The organism is Shewanella sp. 8A, from assembly GCF_023475945.1.
In the GTDB taxonomy this organism is placed as follows: Bacteria; Pseudomonadota; Gammaproteobacteria; order Enterobacterales; family Shewanellaceae; genus Shewanella; species Shewanella xiamenensis.
This window is the reverse complement of the sequence record NZ_JAMDJP010000012.1, coordinates 1-23,830: the sequence shown is the minus strand read 5'-3', so window position 1 is coordinate 23,830 and position 23,830 is coordinate 1. Positions and strand designations below refer to the sequence as shown.

Genomic DNA, 23,830 nt, shown 5'->3' with positions numbered 1-23,830 from the left:
TCATTGTAAGATGTTCTATGCCCTTTCATGTGAAATATAAGTAAAACACGAAGTAACTCCCCAGCCATTTGACCAGCGACCTTCGCCTCGATTTGAGTCTGCACCAATAGCGCGACAGAGTTCAAGGCAGACTTATTTTTCATCACTTAGGATAAATTTATTGTCTTTTTTATAGTTTGGGTACAAAGCTGGAGGTGTTTTCCAAATAGTTAAAGAACCACTGGATGACAACGCCAAATTCGGGCACTAATACAGAATCCTTCCACCATTGGGCGTTAGGTGAGCCTGTAAAAGCATCCATAAAAAACAGCAGCGCGCTGACAATCAACGCACCCCTAATAGCACCGAAACACAGACCTAAAAGTCTGTCAGTGCCAGATAATCCGGTTTTAACCACTAATTGCCCAATGATGTAATTGATAAGGGCACCGAGTATTAATGTGGTGATAAAAAGAATGGCAATAGAAACACCATTGCGCAGCATCTCATCGTTCATTTGTGTCAGATGGATGGCGAGGTCTTGGTAAAATTGACTGGCAACAAAGAAAGCAGCAAACCATACCACTAACGACATGGCTTCTTTGGCAAATCCACGGATCAGACTAATAAGAGTCGATAACCCGATAACGAAGATGATAGCGTAATCAATCCAAACCATTGAGATGGCTTTCCAGCATAGGCTTTAAGACGGCGCGATTCTACCAGAGACTGAAACGATTCTCACCCCTAGAGAGGTAAATAAATTATTTCAGCCTCGGCAGTTCTGCATTAAGACTCCAACGGATTAAAAGGCACAATCCGACCTTTTAAACGTGTCAGACTTTCAACTTCTTCTTGTATTTTCTTCAACTTAACTTCTGACACATCTGGCCCCACAAACACTTTAGTCAACACGCCATCCTTTGGTGTGTCTGGAATTGTGTACGCCTTGTAACCACTTTTACGCAACTGCGCCACTAGCGCTTTCACATTGGCGGCATTGCTAAATGCGCCCAGTTGCAGGGTAAGTCCGGGCTTTAATGAATCACGACTCACCACTTTTATGCCATCGTCTTTGGCAGGTTTTGCAGATTCAGTTTTCGCCGTTTCGGCCTTAGGCTTTTCAGCTTTTGCAACCGTGGTTGGTTTAACCTCTGGCTTTTTAGGTTCGGTTTTAGCTATCGCAGGCTTAGGCGCATCTTTTTTAGGTTCAGACTTTGCCGTTTCAGTTTTTGCCGTTTCCTTCAACTCAGCCTTGGCATCAGTTTGTACGGCCTGTGGCTTAAGTTGCTCCTTAGCCGCAGCTTGCACGGGTTCAGATGCAGACTCAGGTTTAGACTCTGGCTTAGCATCCGCACCCACTGCCTGCGCTAATGTCGCCTCATCATTGGGAGAAGGCTCTTCTGGCATAACATCTTTGCCATCCACTTCTTGCGCAGATAGCACTTCAAACGTGTCATCGGCATTTTTATGCGCTATCGCGGTAGGACGTAAGGGAATTTCGGCAAATTGCTCCTCTTGCCGCTCCTTCTTACCGTCTAAAATATCCGGCAAAAAAATCACCCCGAGGGCGACCAGCACCACAGTGCCGACTAATCGATTATGAAACTGGCTAGACAAAACGGTTATCCTGCTTAAAGAGAGACTTAAAACCTGCCACAGTGTAAAAGGAGCCAAACACAATTACCACATCATCGGGTTGAATTTGCGCTTTTAATGCCGTCCAAGCCGTGGCGATATCCTCGAATTCGAGGGCCTTGCAGTCTTGAGCTAAGGTTTGACGTAGCAAGCTGGCATTAGCGCCACGCTCGCCCTGTAAACTCACTAAGTACCAAGTGTCAATTAAGGGCGAAACCACAGGTAATACGCCGCCAATATCCTTATCCTTTAGCATACCGCACAGGGCAAACACTCGCTTACCCGCGACGATGGGCGTGAGTTGCTTGACTAAAAACCTTGCAGCATGGGGATTATGAGCCACATCGAGTAAAATCAGCGGCTGTTCGCTGACTTGCTCCAAACGTCCAGTTAAACGGGCGCTGCTGATGCCTTTGGCAATAATATCGGCAGAAATATGTGGCCAACCCTGTTCGACAATGGCAATCACTGTCGCAGCATTGGGTAATGGCAATGTGGGGAGACTAAGCTGTGTTAATTTAAGTACTTGCCCTTGATAGTCCCAAGTGTTGCCATTTTGCTGATAGGTAAATTCTGTCCCGACTCGATACAACTTGGCGCCTAGGTGTTGGGCGACATCATTGACGGTATGGGGCAAGTTTGGCTCGCCGACAATGGCAGGTTTTCCTTGGCGAAAAATCCCCGCCTTTTCGCGGCCAACCAGCTCACGGGTATTACCCAAATACGCCTCATGGTCTAAATCAACCGAGGTCACGACGCTGATATCAGCATCAATCATGTTAGTGGCATCTAAACGGCCGCCAAGACCGACTTCTAAGATCACCACATCCAGCTTGGCCGCTTTAAATAGGATTAAGCCCGCCAAGGTGGCATATTCGAAAAAGGTCAGCGAAATCTCGCCACGTGCCGCTTCAATCTGTTCAAAAGCCGCTACAAAGGCGCCATCGCTGGCGTCCTGACCGTTGATGCGCACCCTTTCATTGTATTTGAGCATATGGGGCGAGCTGTAGACGCCCACCGTCAACCCAGATAAACGCAGGATGTTCTCTAGCATGGCGCAGGTCGTGCCTTTACCATTGGTGCCAGCAACAGTGACAATTTGACTTGGCCCTAAATCCAATACATTAAGGCGCTCGGCAACCTTAGAAACCCGAGTTAATCCCATGTCGATTTCGGTTGGGTGAATCGATAATAAATACGCGAGCCATTGATCCAGTGGCGCGTTTGCTCCTGGCGCAACTAAGGCTGTCAATTCACTTGGGGCTATGGTCATCGGTTATTTCCTTCCTTCGAAACGCATTTAAGCTCTGCCACTATAAAAGCCATTAATCCAACATAAACAATGGCCCAAGCGCTAACTTTGGCAATTGATATTGCTCCGGATATGTCACATCCACAAGATAAAGTCCGTTCGGTTTAGCCGTTGCCGCGGCTTGATTTCTATCTTTTAGTGACAACAGATCCGCCATCCAGGTCAATGGCTGGTTGCCAAGCCCAATCTCCAGCAGCGAACCGACAATATTACGCACCATATGGTGCAAAAAGGCGTTGGCAGATATATCGACGATCACATACATGCCCTGACGCGTCACTTTAACGCTGTGCACATTGCGAAACGGGGTTTTAGATTGACATTGAATAGCACGAAAACTGGTAAAATCCTGCTCGCCGAGCAGCGCCTGCGCCGCAATATGCATTTTATCAACGTCGATATCACCATGATAATGGCTGACGCCGTGGCGTAGGATCCCTGGGCGAAGATTATGATTGTAAATCACATAGCGGTAACGTCTAGCCGTGGCCGAAAAGCGGGCATGGAAGCTCTCATCTACCTCTTTTACCCAGCGTACGGCAATATTATCGGGTAAATTGGCATTAACACCTAAGGTCCAGGCACCTTCGTTACGTACGGCGTTGGTATCAAAATGCACTACCTGCCCCGTTGCATGAACACCAGCATCGGTTCTTCCTGCACAAAACAAGCTAATGGGCTCGTTTGCCACCTTAGACAAGGCTTGTTCTAATTGCCCTTGTACTGAATCGACTTCGGCCTGACGCTGCCAACCAAAATAGCCACTGCCGTCATATTCAATACCTAATGCAATCCGCATCACACATCCTCACAATTAATTTAGCGGCGCATTTTATCACAGCAGCCCGTAAAAAAAACGGCGCTGTGAGCGCCGTTGATCGTTAACATTAAAGCTTAATGCCAGTTCAAACTTAGCCGATCTCTTTAAGTAAACGAGCCGCTTCGTCCTGTTGACGCTCATTACCATCAATTTGAACTTCACGGAGTAGCGCTTTGGCGCTGTCACTGTCATCGATTTCGATATAGGCACGGGCCAAATCGAGCTTAGCGTTAACAGAGTTCTCTTCATCGTCCACATCAATCATGGCTGCATCACCAATCAGGGCACCCACATCACTCATCTCCACATCCATTTCAGGATAGAGATCTGTCTCTGTGTTATCCTGCTCGGCGTCGTTAAGCAGTTTTTCAATATCGATATAGCCATGTTCGTTTTGGAAATTAGTCAAATCATGCTCAGGTACAAACTTCTTCGACTGACGTGACTCCTGCGCATCTAGCGCTGCTAATGCTTCATCGACCGTGAGAGTATGCTCATCATCGAGGGCAAAGCTATCTTCTGGTGTTAATACCTCATCATCTTCAACTTCGGTATTGGCACTAAAAGCAGCAAGCACATTGTCGTCACTTAAATCGATATCGTCATCAGTATCTAAGTCCGCTCTAAAGGCAAACTCATGAGCGACATCCTCATCAACAATATCATCATCTTTGTCAGTGATAAGCTCGAATGTAGGCTCGACCTTATCAATCGGTTCGTCTAAAACAAATTCCAGAGGTTGACGCGGGGAAACCGCCTGCGGATCGACAGCGATAGGATCCACGGGTGCAACAGGTTCGGATTTAGGACTGTCAGTTTGTGCGCTAGACGTAGGCGCAAAGTTAAGCTCAGTGTCCCAATCCAGTACGTGGGGATCTTTACTCTTGTTAGCTTTTAAGTCGTTAAAGAAAGAAGCCTCTTTCTCTTTAACTTTTGCCGCGGCGGCAGCTGTCGCAGCCGTTAAAGCTGCTGTGGCGAGTACCGTATCATCCGCTTGATTATCAGCATCGAAACCGGTAAATGTTGGCTCAATTGCGGTTTCATTTGGATTATCATCTGGGCTCTTCGCAATCGTATCGCTAAGCTCAAAGGTATCATCCGTACCATCAATCGCATGGGCAGCACCGATGCCCTTGAGTAAGCCTTCATCCTCGAGCTTATCATCTGTCTCAGGGTAGGTGGTTTCGAGGTCGAAATTAAACTCATCCGCGTCGGCTTCAGCCTGCTCTGGCACATCAAATTCGGCGAGAAGAGATTCGAGATCATCCTCTGCAGACGATAACTCTTCAGGTAATGCCGTTTCGAGCTCTGCTGCCAGCATATCGTGAGGGATGTCGGATTCATCGCTAGACGTTTGTTGTTCCGCCGAATCTTGGGCCTCAAAACCTGCGAGCAACTGGTCAAGATCATCATTGACTGGCAGGTCGGTGTTTAATTCCTCTTCCAATTCGGCAGCAATGGCTGCTGCAAGCGCAGGATCATGCGCGGTTGGTGCATCCAAACCTGCGAGCAGAGAATCAATATCGTCGGATTCAATGACACCGATATCATTAAGTTCAGTATCTAATTCTGCGGCGATTTCATCGCTTAAGTCAGGCTCTGGCGCAGCTGGTTTATCAAAATCGGCCAGTAACGCATCAATATCGTCGGTTTGTGCAACCCCTAGCTCTGCTAACTCATTATCTAATTCAGCAGCAATTTCATCGCTTAGATCGGATGCTGTAGCGGTGTTTTCCTTACCATAATCCGCTAATAATGCATCGAGGTCGTCCTCAGCCACTGGCTCAGATACTGAATCGTTCATTTCAGATTGATTAAACCCGGCGAGCAAGGCATCAATATCATCTTCAGCCGTTTCAGTTAACGCTATATTTTCAAGTTCATTATCTAATTCCGCAGCAAGCGATGCGGCTAAATCTTGATCGGTATCTAACTCTGCCGCATCAACCACCTCTGGGTCAGCTGGAATATCAAATCCCGCTAATTCATCAAGGTTTTCATTAGTAGATGGCGCATCAGGCTCTTCGGAGCCAAGCCCAGCCAATAATGCATCAAGATCCTCTTCTTCGAGAATATTACCTGATTTGGGTTTTTCTTCCGCAAAGGCTTCCTCTTGGTCGCCCATGGCCTCAGCCCAGAGATCATCTAAGGATTGGCCTTCGTCCTCTTCAAATTGTGGTTCTGCCGCAGTGTTAACACCTGGGTCAATAAACATTTCAGAAGCGATGTCCATCTGCTCATGGCCATCGGTCATTTCATGCTCTGGTTGTAAACTCACGCTACCGACATCTAATAAGCTATCGATGGAATCGGCATGGTCAGTGTCTAAATGCACTGCCATGTCGTCAAGATCATCATCATCCATCGCCAGCACTGATGCTCCCGTTGCCACACCAGCAGCACCTGTCGCCATGGCTACCTGCTGGGCTGCTAACTCACGGCGTTCTTTATTACGCTTACGACGAAGCATCCAGAACACAAGCAGCAGTAGTAACAATGCAGGGACCACCGCTGCTGCAACCAATAACAGCGGATTATTTATCAAGTTTCGCCATAGATCTTCAGGCTCAGTAGGCGTTTGCGGCTGCGCATCGGCATCTGATGGGGCTTGAGCAGCTTCCACCTCGGCCTTCAGTGCAAGATTTTGCTTTTTACTCGCCTGTAAGGTTTCCTCTAATACTGCAATTTGTTGGTTTAAATCCTCAATTTTGGCTTTAAGGGCTTCAACATCGGCATTTCTCACGGCGAGCTGATCTTGTGCTCTGGCTAACTCATCAGTTAAGGATAAATTTTTGCTCTCCGCGGTCTCAAGGCGAGTATTCACATCGGAACTCACCATTTTCGGCGCAGCGGGTGGCGTCGCAACGGCATCCGTTTTAGCAACTTCGGTCTTAGCCGCTTCGGGTTTAACATCGACTTTAGGTTGAGGCTCTACCTTAGGTTTATTTTCAACTACAGGAGTGACAACAGTCGGTTTAGATACTGGTTTAGTCGCCGCTTTGGCGGTATTACGGACTTGCTTATCGCTGCGTTCGGCGCGGGCAATCGCTACACTATTGGGAATGGATAACATCACTTCTTTCGAAGGGATCAGCAAAATCATGCCACGTTCGAGGCTATTGTAACTGTCGGAGTTAAACGCATGGGGGTTGGCATCAAATACTGCAGCCATGACTTGATAAACACTGACACTGGCATCGGGACGGACTTTTTGCGCAATACTCCAGAAAGTATCTTTAGCGGTCGTTGGCCCATATTGATGATTGACCTGACGGATTTGTCCATCTGGTCCCATGATTTTTAAAGGTTTTATTTTGGGAGTATCGGCAGCTATCGCAGGATCAATAAAAGAGGTCGTGGAAAAAACAGCTAAAACGGTGGCCATCAGGCCCACAAGATACGAAGTGCGAAATTTCATCAATCCTTCCCTTTGAAGCGCTATTTAAGTTATCTCGCTGATAACAGGCTTTAGGCAATTGTATTTATTGAGATTACTATAAACTAGAAATCCCAGCCCTGCTACTGTTCACAATTGTAAAACAAAAAAAGCCTGCTGGCAGCAGGCTTTTTCATTGGGCATCAATTGCTACTTAAGAGTTAGTAATAGTCTCTCACTAAAATCTCGGCAATTTGCACACTGTTTAAGGCTGCGCCTTTACGGATATTGTCCGACACCACCCAAAGGTTAATACCGTGAGAATGGGAAATATCCTTACGCACACGACCCACATAAACCGGATCGGTACCCGCTGCATGGGTCACAGCCGTTGGATATTCGTCATCGGATTCGAACAATACCACTCCTTCGGCATCGCGCAGTAAAGCTTTAATATCTTCTGCATCGGCAGGTTGTCGAGTTTCGATGTGAACCGCTTCAGAATGGCCATAGAATACCGGCACGCGCACAGCAGTCGCGTTAACGAGAATGTCATCGTCACCAAAAATCTTCTGGGTTTCCCAGACCATTTTCATTTCTTCTTTGGTGTAGCCGTTGTCCATAAATTTATCAATTTGCGGCAATACGTTAAACGCGATTTGCTTTGGATAAACGTCAGCGTCAGCAGGCAAGCCTTGTAGCAACTTGGTGCATTGTTTTGCCAGTTCTTCAATCGCTTTTTTACCCGTACCAGAGACCGATTGATAAGTCGCGACGTTAATACGACTGATGCCATAAGTGTCGTAAATCGGTTTTAGAGCCACCAGCATTTGGATGGTCGAGCAGTTCGGGTTCGCAATGATATTACGGTTGCGGAAATCGGCAATCGCATGGGGGTTAACCTCAGGCACAACCAATGGAATATCAATGTCGTAGCGGAAGTGAGAGGTGTTATCGATCACCACACAACCCGCTTCAGCAGCGATAGGCGCCCACTTGGCCGAGACATCACCACCGGCAGAGAAGAAGCCTAACTGCGCTTGGCTCCAATCAAAGGTTTCGACGTCCAAAATGGTAACTTGTTTGCCATGGAAGCTGACCGTTTCACCGGCGCTACGGCTACTGGCTAAAGGATATAAGTTCGCAACCGGGAAGTTACGCTCTTCGAGGATCTCAATCATTGTTTGACCCACTGCACCCGATGCACCTAAAACGACAACATTAAATTCCTGCGACATAATTACCGACCGACTCCTGAAAAACCTAAATTGGACAACCAATCTACCTCAGATTGGCCGTGATAAGCCAGCGCCAATGCACTAAATTCGCGTCGATGTTTGTGATTTTTTCTCATAGTGTCGAAGCCATTCGACCTTGCAAAGCCATTTCGGAATACGGCATCGTCATCACGCAGGTCGTAGACGAATCTTGCGAGCTGTAATAGAGCTTTTTCATCGGGGACTTGTTCGAGTTCAACCGCCTTAAAATGAAATGGAGGCAATAGCTCGGATATGCGTTTAGTGGCCGGAATGGCTAACAACTCACACAATTTTTGGTACAGCATAAAAGTGCCACGAGCCTTACCTTCTAAGCTGTAACCGGCGATATGCGGCGTGGCAAACTCAGTAAAAGGCACTAGCTCAGGCATGGGATTTGGCTCCCCTTCCCAAACATCGAGCACCAATTTAAGATCATCCCTTTGCTGCTTAACCTTAATTAAGGCTTGATTATCAATTACATCACCGCGGCAACAGTTCACCAACCACGTATTAAGTTTAAGACTCATCAGGCGCGCTTCATCGAATAAATGCAGTGTCTTATGCTCGCCAGAGCGAGTGATGGGCACATGTAGGCTGATGATATCCGCTTCATGTAATAGGGTCTCAAGACTCACAAAATGACGGGGATCGCCTTCGGCCGCTTTGATAGGGTCATTGAGTAATACCTTAATACCGTAGGCTTCGAGGCATTTGGCCGTCGCGCTGCCAGTATTGCCCGCACCGATAATCCCCACAACTTTACCCTTGAGCGGCGAGTTAAACCGCGCCGCCAGTTCTAACATCGCAATAAAGGCAAACTCCCCGACAGCGGTCGCATTACAGCCGGGTGCATTCGAAAAGGGAATGCCACGCCCAGCAAGGTAGGCCAGATCCACATGATCAGTCCCTATGGTGGCGCTGCCGACAAACTTAAGTTTTGGATTGGCATCTAACAGTGCGGCATTGACTCGGGTGACCGAGCGCACCAGCAGCACATCGGCATCTTGCACCTGCTCAGGCGTTAGCGTGCGGCCATTGACTGGAATTATCTCGCCTAACGCCCCAAATAAGGGTTCGACATAGGGCATATTTTCATCGACAACAATCTTCATGGGGACCTTTCTGATAAAAATGGGCTAGAGAGTGAGTAGCCAAGGATTCTAGCAAGACTCTGATCATAAACCCAATCCCTGAGTCGCATTGCCCAATTTTAGCCAATAAAAAAGGAAGCCGAAGCTTCCTTTTTTAACTAAAATAATAGTTTACTTATATTTGCGCATCACTAACGTTGCGTTAGTGCCACCAAAACCAAAGCTGTTGCTCATGACAGTGTTTAGCTCTGCATCGCGGTATTCACGCACGATTGGCATGTCCTTCGCAGCTTCATCTAAGTTATCGATGTTGATGCTTGGGGCAATAAAGCTGTTTTCCATCATGATCAAGCTGTAAATCGCTTCATGTACACCTGCGGCGCCTAATGCATGGCCAGTCATAGACTTAGTCGATGCAATTGGTGGACACTTGTCTTTAAAGACTTCACGTAGTGCTTCTAATTCACGCACGTCACCTACTGGAGTAGATGTACCGTGGGTGTTGATATAGTCAATTGGTGTGTCCACATCGGCCAGTGCCATTTGCATACAACGCACCGCACCTTCGCCAGACGGAGCCACCATATCGTAACCGTCTGATGATGCACCATAACCAATCACTTCAGCATAAATCTTCGCACCACGAGCCAGAGCGTGCTCTAACTCTTCAACGATTAAGATACCGCCACCACCAGAGATAACGAAACCATCACGGTCAGCATCATAGGTGCGAGAGGCTTTTTCTGGAGTGGCATTGTATTTAGTCGATAGCGCGCCCATCGCATCGAAGCCCATGGTCAGAGTCCAATCCACTTCTTCCGAACCGCCCGCAAACACCATATCTTGCTTACCCATTTGGATAAGTTCAACGGCGTGACCGATACAGTGAGCACTGGTCGCACAGGCTGAACTGATTGAGTAGTTCATACCTTTAATTTTGAAGGGTGTCGCTAAACAAGCGCTGGCCGTGCTCGACATAATGCGTGGCACGATATAAGGACCCACGCGTTTTACGCCTTTTTCGCGTAGAATATCAGCCGCTTGCACTTGGTTAGAAGACGAAGCACCGCCTGTACCCACAATCAACCCTACGCGAGGATCTGAATATTGCTCTTCAGTTAACTGAGCATCCTTAATGGCTTCTTGCATTGCAATGTAAGCATATGCCGCAGCATCACCCATAAAACGCAGCGCTTTACGGTCAATCAGCTCTGAAGGATCTAATTTGATATTGCCCCATACATGACTGCGTAGTTGCATTTCTTCAAACTGAGCGGAATGTGTAATACCACTACGGCCCGCTTTAAGTGACTCAGTCACTTCTTGCTTGTTATTACCGATACTTGAAACAACACCCATTCCGGTGATCACGACTCTTTTCATTTTATTGCTATCCATTGTGTACATGTCAGTACCTACTTTTTGCTGAGCCAATAGTATCTGTTTTGCTTCAATTAAGTGGTCAGCTTTCCATAAAGGCGGGTAAAATAATGCCTAATATGAGACCGAGAGTATATTTCTTTGACTGCTAAGCCCCAAAAATCTTACCAATTTAAGCGTGATTACCCGCAACTAATCAACCTTTATCCCCCATGCGCATTGACTACTGCAAAGTCTCTGGACAATTTTACTCTCCTTCAACTCTCTCGCTTACCGACGCAATCAACTCAGCTCATTCAGGGCTTGCACGTCATGGGGCAATGGGGATTAGGCGATGGACTCGAGCTACTCTCTTTACTGCATCACTGGCAAACGCATACTCAACCTCAAGGCAAAACGCGTCTGTTAGTCAAAGTGTTTGAGCCCAATCCCATTAACGATTACGAACTTAAATTACTTTGGGATCAATCGCAAAGTTTAATTTCCAAGCCTCATTTACAACCCATTGCCAATGCCATACTTAAGGCAAAGCCTGCGCGCATTATAGGGTGCCAGAGATTAATTTTTGATGACGGTCTAATCACAGTCGATTTGCATTTTGGCGATCTGAACACAGCACTCAGCCAACTCCCCCACAGTACTTCTCATCCCATTCAGCAATGGCTGGTTTTACCGCATTTATCTGCGCAGCTAAATGGTAAGCAGCTCTGGCAAATGGCGCGCTTGAGTGCGGATGATGCCCTACTGATTGGGCTTAATCTTAATGAAACAGCACTGCACCTTGCCCACAGCAGCGGCTTTAGCACGCTTGACGTCAGACAAGACGCTCTGAATGAAAATGTCTGCGACTCACTGCGAAGCCAGATTATCAGCGACAATATTCTGATCCATGAGCGTAAATTGCTGCGTCAGCAAGCCGATACCGTTCAGGCATTTACCCCAAAACCTTCGGCACTCGCCACTAAAGAGCAGCCAATTGCCATCATAGGCGGCGGACTCGCGTCAGCACATCTGATGCTATCACTCGCCGAACGAGGCCAAAGTAGCATATTGTTTTGTAAGGATAATGAGTTAGGCCAAGGCGCGTCTGGTAATCGCCAAGGGGCGATCTATCCCCTACTCACGCCAGAAAATGATGAACTTAGCCGTTTTTTCCAACAGGCGTTTCTATTCAGTCGCCGCCGAATCGAGGCGCTGAGTCTTGCATCAACGATGGGCACGAACGGAACATCTGGTGTGACGCCAATTTCCCATGATTTTTGTGGCGTGCTGCAAACAGGTCATGATGAGCGCAGTCAACAACGGCTGGATAAAATCATCCAAAGCCAAGACTGGCCAGTGGAAATCGCCTACGCCGTTGATGTGAATGAAGCCAACGAGATTGCCCGAATAGGTATTGATAAGGCTGGATTTTTCTATCCCCTTGGGGGCTGGGTATGCCCATTTGAATACGCCAAAGCCGCGGTAGATAAAGCCTCGCAGCTTGCCAATGTGCAATGCCATTTCAATACCGAGATCACCGAAATCGAGTGTGATGCAAAGGCTTGGTATCTCCACAGTCAAGGCCAACGTTTTGGACCATACAGCCAACTCGTGCTCGCCAATGGCGCGCAGCTGACACAGTTTTCGGCCAGCGAGCGGTTACAGATAAGTCCGTTTCGCGGCCAAGTGAGCCACGTCCCCGCCCAATTTAAACTGAGCCAATTGGCGACCGTGTTATGCGCGAATGGTTACCTCACGCCGAGTCATCAAGGGTTGCATTGTCTTGGCGCCAGTTATGTAAAAGCGGCAGATCACCTCGATTTTTGCCCGCAGGAGCAACGGGAAAACCTGGGGAAAATGCAAGAAAGCTACCCCAATCAAGCCTGGGTTGACGATATCGACATCAGCGGCAATAGCGCCCGAGTTGGCGTGCGCATGGTAACGCGGGATCATTTCCCGATGATGGGCTGCGCGCCCGATGTGGCTGAAATATTGGCGCGCTATGAACAGCATCAACTCAATCAGCAGCAGGCCGAACAAAGCAAGCATTATTGGCAAACGACCCCGGCTCCGATCCTCAATGGCCTTTATATTCTGGGCGGTTTAGGATCGCGGGGATTAAGCTCCGGCCCCTTGGCGGCCGAATGCTTGGCGGCACAATTAACCGGTGAGCCGCTGCCACTGGATTGGCCAACCTTAAATAAACTCAACCCAAATCGGATGTGGTTACGCAAATTACTAAAGGGTAAAGCACTTTAGTAAAGTGCGGCCTGAGTGAAAACTAGTTGATTAAAACAAAGGCTTATCATTGAATGCTAATCAGGCTTGCATCTAATCGCACCAGTGATTGGCAGCCCAAAACAAAAAAGGATTAAGCAGTGCTTAATCCTTTTTGTATTTAGACTGAGCATTAACTATTAAGCGTTAACCCTAGAGCGAAGTACCCTGCTTAGTCGTTTTAACACGAGTGCGATTATTGTTGTCGCGACTTGTGCGGATCAAGGCATCACCATCGAACTCGGTTTGAGCTGATACTTGCTCACGATGGGCTTTCGCTAATCTATCGTACAGCAGCACATTGACCGACGCTGCCAGATTCATACAGCCTACAGTCGGCACATACACCACGGCATCGGCTCTATCGATAATCTCTTGGCCAATAGTGCCATCCTCAGGGCCAAACACATAAAAGGCTTTCTCGGGATGCACAAACTCAGGTAAGGGTGTCGCCCCTAGGACTAAATCCACGCACACCAGCTTAGTGTCAGAGGGGAGCGCATCGAGTAAGGAGGCCACCCCAGTTAACGGAATGCGCTCGGCGGCGCTCTGCGTATCGGCGTTATATTGCTGCGGCCCACGGGCGGCATATTCATAGCGTTTGCCCGTGTAGAACACCGCATCGACACCATAACAACCCGAAGCGCGCATAATGCCGCCTACGTTCGTCGGGGTTTTCGGATTGACTAGACCGATATAAACCGCTTGCGGCCCCTCAGATTCAGCCATGGCATCAACCGAAGTCGTCGTGGATATACTCATTAATTAGGCCGCTAAATGACTAACAATCTTGCCATGTAATTGTGTCCAAGCCGCTTCCACTAATGCAAAATCGGCATCATTTAATTCTTGGCGCGCGAGGGCTAAACAGTCGGTCATTTTTTCAAGTAAGGCTTCTAAAGTGCTCTCGCCTTCGTCTTCGAGTTGCGATAACACCACCGCCACATGGCCTTGCAGATAACCGCAGGCAAATAAGGCGTCGTCATCACCATGGCTCACTACAGACTCAATCCACTGTTCTAGTGCTTCTTCATACTGCTCTAACATCGGGTCAAACTCTCCAATAACGTATTTCGCCCAAATGGCCGCTGGCCCCTCGGTGCTTGCAATCTCCGAGGAGAATAAATCTGATTAGTCGGGGTTGGCCACCTGATACATCACATAATCATGGTAACCCGTCGTCACTTTGTAATAGCCACAAAGCTCACGATCTAATTGAGGGTCGCCACTATCCACAATTAAGGGGCGTCCTTCAAGTGCTTTTAGCTTAGTTTTTGTGGCGAGGATAATAATATTGTCCTTACCGAGGCGGCGGATCAGCTCTGGCGACAACTGTTGATTGCCACGACCGAGAATATGCCCCTGCCCGCCAATCAAGGTAATAACCAGTTTTGCCGGCTTATCTTGAGTAAAGTCGAGCAACTGCTTGGCGGTTAAATCGCTCGCTACTAAGGCTTTATCTTGAATAAGATCAACCCCCAACAGGGTGTTATCGAGCCCAAGCTCTTCCATTACAAAGGCGACCGTACTACCAGAGCCCATAATGTACAGCTCGTCTTCCATCTGCTGGATAACATCGGCGGCAATGTCGGCAAGCACGAGCTCATCGACCTCTTTTCCGCCCATTTTGACCGCTTGCACATAACGGGGTTCAGCGGGCACTAATAGCTCACCAAAACGTTTAGCGCGCACCGTGCCTTGGCGAAAGGCTACTTCATCGATATCCATCACATCGGCACTCATCAGGCTGACTAACTCACCCTCGAGCAACATTTTGACCACCATACCCGCAGCATGGGGGGTGATGCCGTAAACGCCCGAATGGATTTTTACTCCAGCAGGAACACCAAGCACGGGTAATTTATCGTCGATAACGGCTTGCTCAAACACGCTATACACATCACGCGCCGTGCCATCCCCCCCCGCAAACAGTAATAAATCTAACGGTTCATCAAGCAAGGAACGCACAACGGCTTGCGTGTCTATAGCTTGAGTTTTATCCGGAGTTTGATATACCACACGGGTGTTAAAGCCTAAGGCGTTGGCGGCATCCTCCCCCATCACACCTGAGGCGGTAATGATTTCGATATCTTTGGCAAAAGGGACAATCACTTCTAAGGCTTGCATCATACGCTTTATCGCCTTGGGCTCGGCACCTAAGGCGAGTGCCTGCTCGGCCACGCCATCGCTGCCCTTAAGACCCACACTGCCACCTAAACCCGCCAGTGGATTGATGACTAAGCCTAAACGAAACCGGATCACCTTAACCTCTCTTGTTCATTATTCTAGTTTTTACAATGAGTTATTTTATACAATAAAGAGTTAGCTTATACCGCAACCGCTTGCGCCCTATCCTTAGGGATAAAAAACACCGCTAACATGGCCGCAAAGGCACAGGCCGCCGCAAATACCCAAGACCATACAGCGCCGCTACCATCACTCCAGATATACCCGCAAATCCAAGTGCCGAGCGCGCCGCCAACCCCAAAGCTTAAGCTGGCATACAGGGCTTGCCCTTGGCTGCGATGACTGGCATCAAAATTTCGATGCACAAATTGAATCGAGGCCGCATGGGTCAAGCCGAAGGTGAACGCATGCAGCACTTGGCTTAAACCCAGTAACAACATGCTCTCAACACCAAAGGCGACCAGCAACCAGCGCACGGCGGTCATGGCGATACTGACAACAAGCAAGGTATTGACGCCATAACGTCCAAGCAAGCGAGGCGCAAACATAAACATCACGATTTCGGCCATTGCCCCTAAGGCAACAAAGACCCCTGCGGCCGCTTCGGTGTAACCCGCCTGCTTAAGATAAAGCACAAAGAAACCATAAAAAGGCCCTGCGCTCATCTGTAATAACATCGCCGACACCATGAACCACAGAATGGGTTTAGTCCATTTAAGTGGCTGGCGCTCTTGTCCTTGTGGGCGCACAGCCCGATTGGCTGGCAATGGCAAGGCACACACCAGCATCCCCGTAAACAAAACTAAACCAATATAGGGCAACACCTCGGTGCCCCATTGACCAATGGCAAAACCGGCGCCGACGACTAAGCAGATATAGCCAATGCTGCCAAAGCTGCGGATTTGTCCATAGCGGCTGGCATTTTCACCTAAGGTTTCGAGGGTGATCACCTCAAGCTGCGCCAAAATCGCGTTCCAGAAGAAGGTATACAGCGCAAGACTGAGTGCCATATACACAAAACCACCGTGGTAGAAAAAGCTTAAATACGCCAGCATCGCCGCGCCCGCGCCCATCTTAATTAATTCGGAACGCATGCCAGTGCGATCGGCCACCTTCGCCCACACATTGGGGGCCACGATACGGGTCGCCATTAAAATCGCGAGTAAAAAACCGATTTCTTGAGGATTAAATCCTCGGTTTTCAAAGAAGACCCCAAGGTAGGGGATCATAGTACCGAGAATTGAAAAGAAGAAAAAATAGCAAGCACATAACCAGCGTAATTGCTGGCTTGTGCTAGAGATTGTAAACATTAACGCATTCCATTTATTACACAGCCGCTATGCATCTTTATTCCATGCAGACTGTCTCATTCATCGCACCTATCTCATGCCGAGGATCGGTGTATGACTGCGAACATCCTGATTTTGAGCTCTGTGTCTTAACAGATGATCCATCAACACAATCGCCAGCATAGCTTCGGCGATCGGTACCGCGCGGATCCCGACACAGGGGTCGTGACGACCTTTAGTCACCACTTCCGCCATTTCACCTTGGGCCGTCATGCTTTGGCCCGGCACACTGATACTCGAGGTCGGTTTTAATGCAATATGGGCAACAATAGGCTGACCCGATGAGATGCCACCGAGTATGCCACCGGCATGATTTGATTCAAAACCCAGTGGCGACATTAAATCGCGCCCTTCCGAGCCCTTTTGCGTGACAACGCCAAAACCATCGCCGATTTCAACGCCTTTTACCGCGTTTATGCCCATTAAGGCATGGGCGATATCGGCATCGAGCCTGTCGAACACAGGTTCGCCCAGTCCAACGGGAACGCCAGTCGCTACCACAGAGATTTTGGCGCCAATGGAATCACCGGATTTTTTCAGCTCGCGCATATACTCATCCAGCGCCTCGAGCTTAGTCGCATCGGGGAAGAAAAAGGCGTTCTGCTCGATTTGACTAAAATCGAGGGTCTCGGCACTAATCGGTCCAAGTTGCGACATATAGCCTTGGATATTAATCCCATGCACTTGCTTTAAATACTTTTTCGCCACAGCGCCTGCAGCAACCCGCATAGCGGTTTCGCGTGCCGATGAACGGCCGCCACCACGGTAATCACGCAGGCCATACTTTTGCTGATAGGTGTAATCGGCATGTCCTGGACGGAATAAATCTTTGATATTGGAATAATCTTGGCTGCGCTGATCGGTGTTTTCGATCAAAAGCCCAATGGAGGTGCCCGTGGTTTTGCCCTCAAACACACCGGATAAGATCCGTACTTCATCAGGCTCACGACGCGCGGTGGTATAACGGGATGTGCCAGGACGACGGCGGTCTAAATCATGCTGCATATCGGCTTCGGTGAGTTCGAGCCCTGGTGGGCAACCATCAATAATACAACCGAGCGCCACACCGTGACTTTCACCAAAGGTAGTCACCACAAAATTTTGACCAATACTGTTTCCAGACATCCGCTTTTTACACCTTAAATGATTTGCTTCTCGCTCCGCGCCCAGCAATGGCTGGACAATTCTTTTTCCCGCTGCAAGCCTAACTGGCAGCGGGAAAAGACTCAACCTAATTTATGTGCTTATTGTGATTATTGCGCGTCGCGATAAATGGCAAAAAGCGATTGATGTTCGATCAATTGATCACGAGTCAGGACAAACACACCGTCGCCGCCGTGTTCAAAGTTAACCCAAGTGAAAGGTACTTCAGGGAATTGCTCCATCAGATGCACCATAGAGTTACCCACTTCAACCACTAAAATGCCCGTTGGTGTCAGGTATTGAGCCGCATTCGCTAAAATGCGTTTGGTTAAGTCAAGGCCATCACGACCTGAAGCTAACCCAATGGCTGGCTCATGGTGATATTCATCTGGCATATCGTCGATATCTTCTTCATCCACATAGGGCGGATTAGAAACAATCAAATCGTATTGTGGACCTTCAGGAATGGCTGAAAACAGATCCGATTGCATCGGGAACACTCTGTCCATCACCCCTAAGGTTTCGACGTTGATTTGCGCTACATCGAGGGCATCTTCACTGATATCGAGCGCATCGACCTCTGCTTCATCAAATTCGTAGGCACAGGCAATCGCAATACAGCCACTGCCAGTGCATAAATCTAAAATACGATTAACGGGTTTGCCATATAACCAAGGACCAAAGCGATTGGCAATCATCTCGGCGATAGGTGAACGTGGCACCAATACGCGCTCATCCACATAGAATTCAAGCCCTGCAAAGCGCGCTTTATTGGTTAAATATGGCACTGGCAAACGTTCACGTACGCGGCGAATGATCAGCTCAACGATTTTGTGTTTTTCGCTGCTGGTTAAGTTACTTAAAATCACCTGTTGGCCGATTTCTTCAGGCAAGTGCAGCGCATGGAACACTAAGGCAATCGCCTCATCCCACGCGTTATCCGTCCCGTGGCCATAGTACACATTAGCATCATTAAAGCGGCTCACCGCCCAACGCAACATATCACCAATGGTGCGTAACTCTGTCACAGCTTCATCTACAAAGATCTTATCCAAAACGCTCTCCCGCTTGTGTGTTCGTAAACATTGTAACTGAACTCTGTTCAGAAACCATAGGATTCAATAGAATACCCGCCATGAATAAAGACGATGATAAAGAAGGCATGGCGATGTTTTCGGCGCTGATCGAGGGGATAAAACCTATCGACCAAGATAAGCGGCATTTTCGCACGCCCCTAAAAACCAAACAAGAAATTGAACTAAAAGAGCAGCAGTTGCATGCTAATAGTTATTTCTCAGATACTTATCAACCTCTGCTGCCCGTTCAGGGGCCAATGCGTTGGCTCGACGAGGGTGTCGACAGTCTCGAGCTTAAACGCTTAAGACGAGGTGATTACCAACCGGATTTATTGCTGGACTTACACGGTTACCGCCAATCCGAGGCTAAACTCGAACTCGCGGCGCTGATCCAAGCCTGCGTAAAACAGCAAAGCCAATGTTGTTGTGTGATGCACGGTTACGGCACTGGCATACTAAAACAGCAGGTGCCTATGTGGTTGGTGCAACATCCTATGGTAAAAGCCTTTCATCAGGCCCCCAAAGAATGGGGTGGCGATGCGGCGCTGCTAGTACTTATCGATATTGGCGACCAGCCGCATCGACGTTAATGGACGAATTAATCCTCTAAAAACAAAGGGCCCACTGATGTGAGCCCTTTGTTTTATCGAAGAAATTAACTAATGCTGTGGGGCGCATGCTGCCAAACAATGCAGGCCTGCTCGGCATGTTTATCTATCAGAGTAATTCCTGAGGTGGCAAATAAGGGCGGCTCAACACCTGCGACTAACTCACTAACCAAATAGCCTAAGAGCGGCATATGGGAAATCACCAGCACTTTATCGGCCTTATACAACTCGGCATAGGCAACAATTAAGGCGGCCACATTGGCGGGATCGCCTGAAGGCACTAAATCATCCACGACCAGCCATTTGCGTGGTTCGGGGAAATGCTGACTCAATTCTTGCCACGTTTGCTGAGCCCGCAAGTAAGGACTAACCAAAACAAGATCAAAATCGCTGACGCTTCGGGCTAACCAGTTGCTCATTAACACTGTATGGTGTCTTCCAACATCGGTTAACGTTCTATCCCTATCCGACTGAGCATTAAATCCAGCATCACCATGTCGCATCAAAAATAGCTGCATACGTCTCTCGTTACCCATACTTGTTTTTGTTTTATCCCAATTGTAGCCCTAAAATGGATTTCGACAAACCTTGCAAGAGTTAATCTTTAGTCGATAAGCACAGGAGATATTTGCCAAAAACCATTAAGACTATCAATATATAACAAGCCATCGTCATCGGAGTGTCTCTTTGCAAGCCTCTCAGTCTATTTACAAAAGTCCAAACGATCATCGCCAGTACCGTTATCTCGTGTTAGATAATGCGCTGCGGGTATTATTGGTGGAAGATTTGGACGCTAGCCAAGCCGCCGCCTCCATGGCGGTCGCAGTGGGACATTTTGATGATCCTGTAGATAGACCCGGTATGGCGCATTTTTTAGAGCATATGCTCTTTTTAGGCACCGAAAAATTCCCCGACTCAGGCGAATACCACTCATTTATCAATCAGCATGGTGGCAGCAATAATGCTTGGACAGGCACCGAGCATACCAATTTCTTTTTTACTATCAATGCTGATGTTTTCGCCGACTCCTTAGACAGATTTAGCCAATTCTTTATCGCGCCGAAATTTGACTTGGAATTGGTAGATAGAGAACGCCAAGCCATTGAATCTGAATTTAGTTTAAAGCTGAAAGATGATATCCGCCGCAGCTATCAAGTGCTAAAAGAAACCGTCAATCAACAGCATCCATTCTCAAAGTTCTCCGTGGGAAACTTAGTTACTTTAGGAGGAACGCAGGCACAGGTTAGAAGCGAGTTATTGGCGTTTTATCAAACTCACTACAGTGCTAATTTAATGACACTGTGTTTAGTTGCACCTATGTCGTTAGATGCGTTGCAAGCACTTGCAATACAATATTTCAGCGAGATCCGTAACTTAAACTTAGTCAAACAGTATCCTGATGTTCCGCTGTTTTCACAAAATGAACTGCTTAAGCAAATCAATATTGTCCCATTAAAGGAACAAAAACGTTTAAGCATCAGCTTTAATTTCCCAGGCATCGACCACTACTACAAACGTAAACCACTCACCTACATTAGCCATATTCTCGGTAATGAGAGTAAAGGCAGCCTGTTGTCGTATCTTAAAGAACAAGGTTTAGTGAATAATTTATCGGCAGGTGGCGGTGTCAATGGCTATAACTTCAAGGACTATTGCATTGGCCTGCAGCTCACAGATAAAGGCATGAGCAATATTGAAGACATTGTTTGCAGCTGTTTTGAGTATATTGAGTTAATCAAAACTCAAGGCCTTGAAGACTGGCGCTATTTGGAGCGAGCAAATCTGCTAAAAATGGCATTTCGCTATCAAGAACACGTTAAATCCCTCGATTTGGCCAGCCACTTAAGCATCAATATGCACCACTATGAAGTGGAAGATCTGCTCTTTGGTGATTATCGTATGGATGGTTTAGACGTGCCCGAAACACTCGAGTTATTGGCACTAATGACACCGCAAAATATGCGGTTGCAACTTATTGCACAGTCCGTTAAGAACGACCGTAAAGCTAACTGGTATCACACGCCATACCAAATTTTGCCGATAAAGCCTCAGTCCCTCGCCCGTTGGCAAGTCACTCAGATTCGTCCAGAACTCCAGTTACCCACAGCGAATCCCTTCATTGTGGCTGATTCTATTGCTCGTCCCGATAAAAGCGAAGTCGCAGTCCCTGTTATCGTTGCGGAATCCACGGGATACCGGATTTGGCATAAAAAAGACGATGAATTTAATGTCCCTAAAGGGCATATGTATTTATCACTCGACTCTGAGCAAGCAAGTAAAACCCCCAAACATGCCGCTCTCACCCGCTTGTATGTCGAGATGTTACTCGATTATCTAACCGAGCCTACTTATCAAGCTGAAGTCGCAGGATTAAGCTACAACATCTATCCACACCAAGGGGGTATAACGCTACATTTATCCGGTTTTACCGGTAATCAAGAGACACTGTTAGCTTTGCTTATCCATAAAGCAAGAGAACGTAATTTTACCGAAGAACGGTTTGCCTTAATCAAGTCTCAGCTGTTACGTAGTTGGCAAAATTTGGCTCAAGCTAAACCGATTTCACAACTGTTTACCAGCCTGACAGCAACATTACAGAAGCGCAGTTACGAACCAGCCAGAATGGCCCAAGCACTTGAAAATATAACCTTGAATGATCTACATAACCATGTAAGGGCATTTTACGAAAAAATTTATCTAGAAGGATTAATTTACGGCGATTGGTTAGTCTCAGAGGCTCAGGCACTCGGCAAACGTCTGGAGCATATCTTGTCTCTGGTCTCTAGCCCTAGCGCAGAATCCACCCGTGAATTAATTAATTTAACCGGACAAGGCACCCTTTTAAGAGAACTGGCGATAGATCATCAAGACAGCGCCATTATCGTCTATTACCAATCAGCAAGGGCAACGCCAGAAAAAATGGCACTGTTTAGCTTACTCAATCACGCGATGTCTTCAACCTTCTTCCATGAACTGCGCACTGAAAAACAATTAGGCTACATGGTTGGCACAGGTTACCTTCCGCTGAATCGCCATCCTGGGCTCATTTTCTATATTCAATCACCCACAACAGGTCCATTGCATTTACTGGAAGCAATCGACGAGTTTATCGCGGACTTTAACTATGCTGTTATGCAAATAACGAATGAAGAATGGGAAAGCACAAAACAAGGACTCATCAACCAGGTAATGGAACATGATGCCAATCTTAAAACTCGTGGCCAACGTTATTGGGTGAGTGTCGGTAATCGAGATTATCAGTTCAATCAACGGGAACTGGTTGTGGCTGAAATCAGCAAGCTCACCCGCCCCGATTTAATCAAGTTTATGATGCAAAAAATGCGCACTAAGCATAGTGATCGCTTAGTGCTTTTTAGTACCGGTTCTGAGCATGTATCTCAATCAGCCCTCAAATCTGACAATATGATTACCGATCTAAAACTGTTCAAGCAAAACGCTGAAAAGTTCAATTTTTAACCTAAAAAAAGCTGTTAGATCATTAATCCAGCATTTACTGTAAACAAACAAAACCGCTGCATTCATGCATTTGTGCAGTAGTATCTCTGGTCTTTGTAGTAAAAATTAATGTAAAACATGGCCAATCCGCCCCTTAGATCAAATGCTGCACACTATCTAACGCCATCTGTCTGCAATTTAAAGGAATTTTTACATTCTCACTTTTGACAAAAGCTTCTATTTCTGGAAAAGTGATGTAACACAATTGTTTCATGGCATCCTCGGACAATACTAAGAACAACACTATGCCGAAAATACTCTTAAAGTATCTATTTATTATCAATGTTTTTTTGTTTTGTATGCCCGCTATTAGCCAAGAATTGGTTCATACTTCTTCGTCAATTCCGACCAATCTAAACACAAAATCCTTTAGCGTTGCAGAAGGCTTATCCCAGAGCACTGTCACAGCAATATCTGAAGACCAAGATGGCTATGTTTGGATTGGCACTTTAAATGGTTTGAATCGATTTGATGGCAAAGAATTTAAAAAATATTATTCAAATGATAGTTCAGGATTAAGCAGTTCTTTTATTCAAAGTATCATTTTTGATGGTAAAAGACTACTCATTGGAACAGATAATGGACTTAATATTTATAATGAAGATACTGATAAATTTGAAAAAGTAAAAAACTTAAACATTCCCGTGTGGTCACTTACCCAAGTAAAAAACATCATTATCATTGGTACTGACAAAGAAATAATTGAAATAGATAAAAATACTCTTAGTATAACTAATAGAATCTCAAACAATGAATTTGACAGTATAAAAAAGATTATCAAAATAAATAATGGTTATTTACTAAAAAATCATAATGGCACAACACTTTTATCATTTA

The 23,830-nt window shown here is 47.0% G+C and carries 19 protein-coding genes; 4 read left to right on the top strand and 15 right to left on the bottom strand.

Annotation, left to right across the window (positions count from 1 at the left end; translation table 11 throughout):
• Nucleotides 1-169: 169 nt before the first annotated feature.
• The 8 genes from M0413_RS11030 to fabB form a co-directional block, all read right to left on the bottom strand.
• Nucleotides 170-658 (bottom strand): CvpA family protein, encoded by a 489-nt coding sequence (locus M0413_RS11030; protein WP_011072963.1) that lies wholly within the window; start codon nt 656-658, stop codon nt 170-172.
• A gap of 110 nt (nt 659-768) precedes the next feature.
• A complete protein-coding gene (locus M0413_RS11025) occupies nt 769-1,599 on the bottom strand; it encodes an SPOR domain-containing protein (RefSeq protein ID WP_037420105.1) in 831 nt (276 codons plus the stop codon).
• Nucleotides 1,592-2,890: a bifunctional tetrahydrofolate synthase/dihydrofolate synthase gene (folC, locus tag M0413_RS11020; protein WP_249554145.1), complete on the bottom strand. Its 1,299-nt coding sequence runs from the start codon at nt 2,888-2,890 to the stop codon at nt 1,592-1,594. The genes M0413_RS11025 and folC overlap by 8 nt, the downstream gene beginning before the upstream one ends.
• Before the next feature lie 52 nt (nt 2,891-2,942).
• The gene (gene truA, locus M0413_RS11015) at nt 2,943-3,728 is read right to left on the bottom strand and encodes a tRNA pseudouridine(38-40) synthase TruA (protein WP_037420111.1); all 786 of its coding nucleotides are present in this window, start codon (nt 3,726-3,728) and stop codon (nt 2,943-2,945) included.
• Between the two features lie 112 nt (nt 3,729-3,840).
• Complete coding sequence (locus tag M0413_RS11010) at nt 3,841-7,167, bottom strand: FimV/HubP family polar landmark protein (protein WP_249554144.1); 3,327 nt, start codon at nt 7,165-7,167, stop codon at nt 3,841-3,843.
• A gap of 179 nt (nt 7,168-7,346) precedes the next feature.
• Complete coding sequence (locus M0413_RS11005; RefSeq protein WP_249554143.1) at nt 7,347-8,363, bottom strand: aspartate-semialdehyde dehydrogenase; 1,017 nt, start codon at nt 8,361-8,363, stop codon at nt 7,347-7,349.
• Nucleotides 8,364-8,365: 2 nt separating this feature from the next.
• On the bottom strand, nt 8,366-9,496 hold the full coding sequence (locus M0413_RS11000; RefSeq protein ID WP_249554142.1) for a 4-phosphoerythronate dehydrogenase: 1,131 nt from the start codon (nt 9,494-9,496) through the stop codon (nt 8,366-8,368).
• Between the two features lie 150 nt (nt 9,497-9,646).
• A complete protein-coding gene (gene fabB / locus M0413_RS10995) occupies nt 9,647-10,858 on the bottom strand; it encodes a beta-ketoacyl-ACP synthase I (protein ID WP_037420122.1) in 1,212 nt (403 codons plus the stop codon).
• Nucleotides 10,859-10,996: 138 nt separating this feature from the next.
• On the opposite strand from fabB, the gene mnmC1 reads away from it, so the two are divergent.
• Nucleotides 10,997-13,096, top strand: coding sequence for an FAD-dependent 5-carboxymethylaminomethyl-2-thiouridine(34) oxidoreductase MnmC1 (mnmC1, locus tag M0413_RS10990; protein ID WP_249554141.1), 2,100 nt, complete (start codon nt 10,997-10,999; stop codon nt 13,094-13,096).
• Between the two features lie 171 nt (nt 13,097-13,267).
• Here the strand turns inward: mnmC1 and M0413_RS10985 are convergent, their stop codons facing one another.
• The 6 genes from M0413_RS10985 to prmB all read right to left on the bottom strand — a co-directional run bounded on the left by M0413_RS10985 (nt 13,268) and on the right by prmB (nt 18,848).
• Entirely contained in the window at nt 13,268-13,876 is a 609-nt protein-coding gene (locus M0413_RS10985) for an RNA methyltransferase (protein ID WP_249554140.1), read from the bottom strand.
• A 3-nt stretch (nt 13,877-13,879) separates the two neighbouring features.
• Nucleotides 13,880-14,161, bottom strand: coding sequence for a YfcL family protein (locus tag M0413_RS10980; protein ID WP_011622202.1), 282 nt, complete (start codon nt 14,159-14,161; stop codon nt 13,880-13,882).
• Nucleotides 14,162-14,245: 84 nt separating this feature from the next.
• Nucleotides 14,246-15,376, bottom strand: coding sequence for an ATP-NAD kinase family protein (locus tag M0413_RS10975; protein WP_249554138.1), 1,131 nt, complete (start codon nt 15,374-15,376; stop codon nt 14,246-14,248).
• A gap of 65 nt (nt 15,377-15,441) precedes the next feature.
• Nucleotides 15,442-16,611 carry an MFS transporter gene (locus M0413_RS10970; protein WP_249554136.1) on the bottom strand — a complete coding sequence of 390 codons (1,170 nt, stop codon included), beginning with the start codon at nt 16,609-16,611 and terminating at the stop codon, nt 15,442-15,444.
• A gap of 69 nt (nt 16,612-16,680) precedes the next feature.
• Entirely contained in the window at nt 16,681-17,775 is a 1,095-nt protein-coding gene (aroC, locus tag M0413_RS10965; protein WP_249554134.1) for a chorismate synthase, read from the bottom strand.
• Between the two features lie 128 nt (nt 17,776-17,903).
• Nucleotides 17,904-18,848, bottom strand: coding sequence for a 50S ribosomal protein L3 N(5)-glutamine methyltransferase (gene prmB, locus M0413_RS10960; protein WP_249554132.1), 945 nt, complete (start codon nt 18,846-18,848; stop codon nt 17,904-17,906).
• Nucleotides 18,849-18,928: 80 nt separating this feature from the next.
• On the opposite strand from prmB, the gene smrB reads away from it, so the two are divergent.
• Complete coding sequence (gene smrB, locus M0413_RS10955; protein WP_218738853.1) at nt 18,929-19,459, top strand: endonuclease SmrB; 531 nt, start codon at nt 18,929-18,931, stop codon at nt 19,457-19,459.
• A gap of 65 nt (nt 19,460-19,524) precedes the next feature.
• Here the strand turns inward: smrB and sixA are convergent, their stop codons facing one another.
• Nucleotides 19,525-19,995, bottom strand: a complete 471-nt coding sequence (sixA, locus tag M0413_RS10950) for a phosphohistidine phosphatase SixA (protein ID WP_249554307.1) — start codon at nt 19,993-19,995, stop codon at nt 19,525-19,527.
• A gap of 169 nt (nt 19,996-20,164) precedes the next feature.
• Between sixA and M0413_RS10945 the strand changes: the two genes are divergently transcribed.
• Nucleotides 20,165-22,954, top strand: a complete 2,790-nt coding sequence (locus M0413_RS10945) for an insulinase family protein (RefSeq protein ID WP_249554130.1) — start codon at nt 20,165-20,167, stop codon at nt 22,952-22,954.
• 284 nt (nt 22,955-23,238) lie between these two features.
• The coding region (locus tag M0413_RS10940; protein WP_283771950.1) for a two-component regulator propeller domain-containing protein at nt 23,239-23,830 on the top strand (592 nt) is incomplete at its 3' end.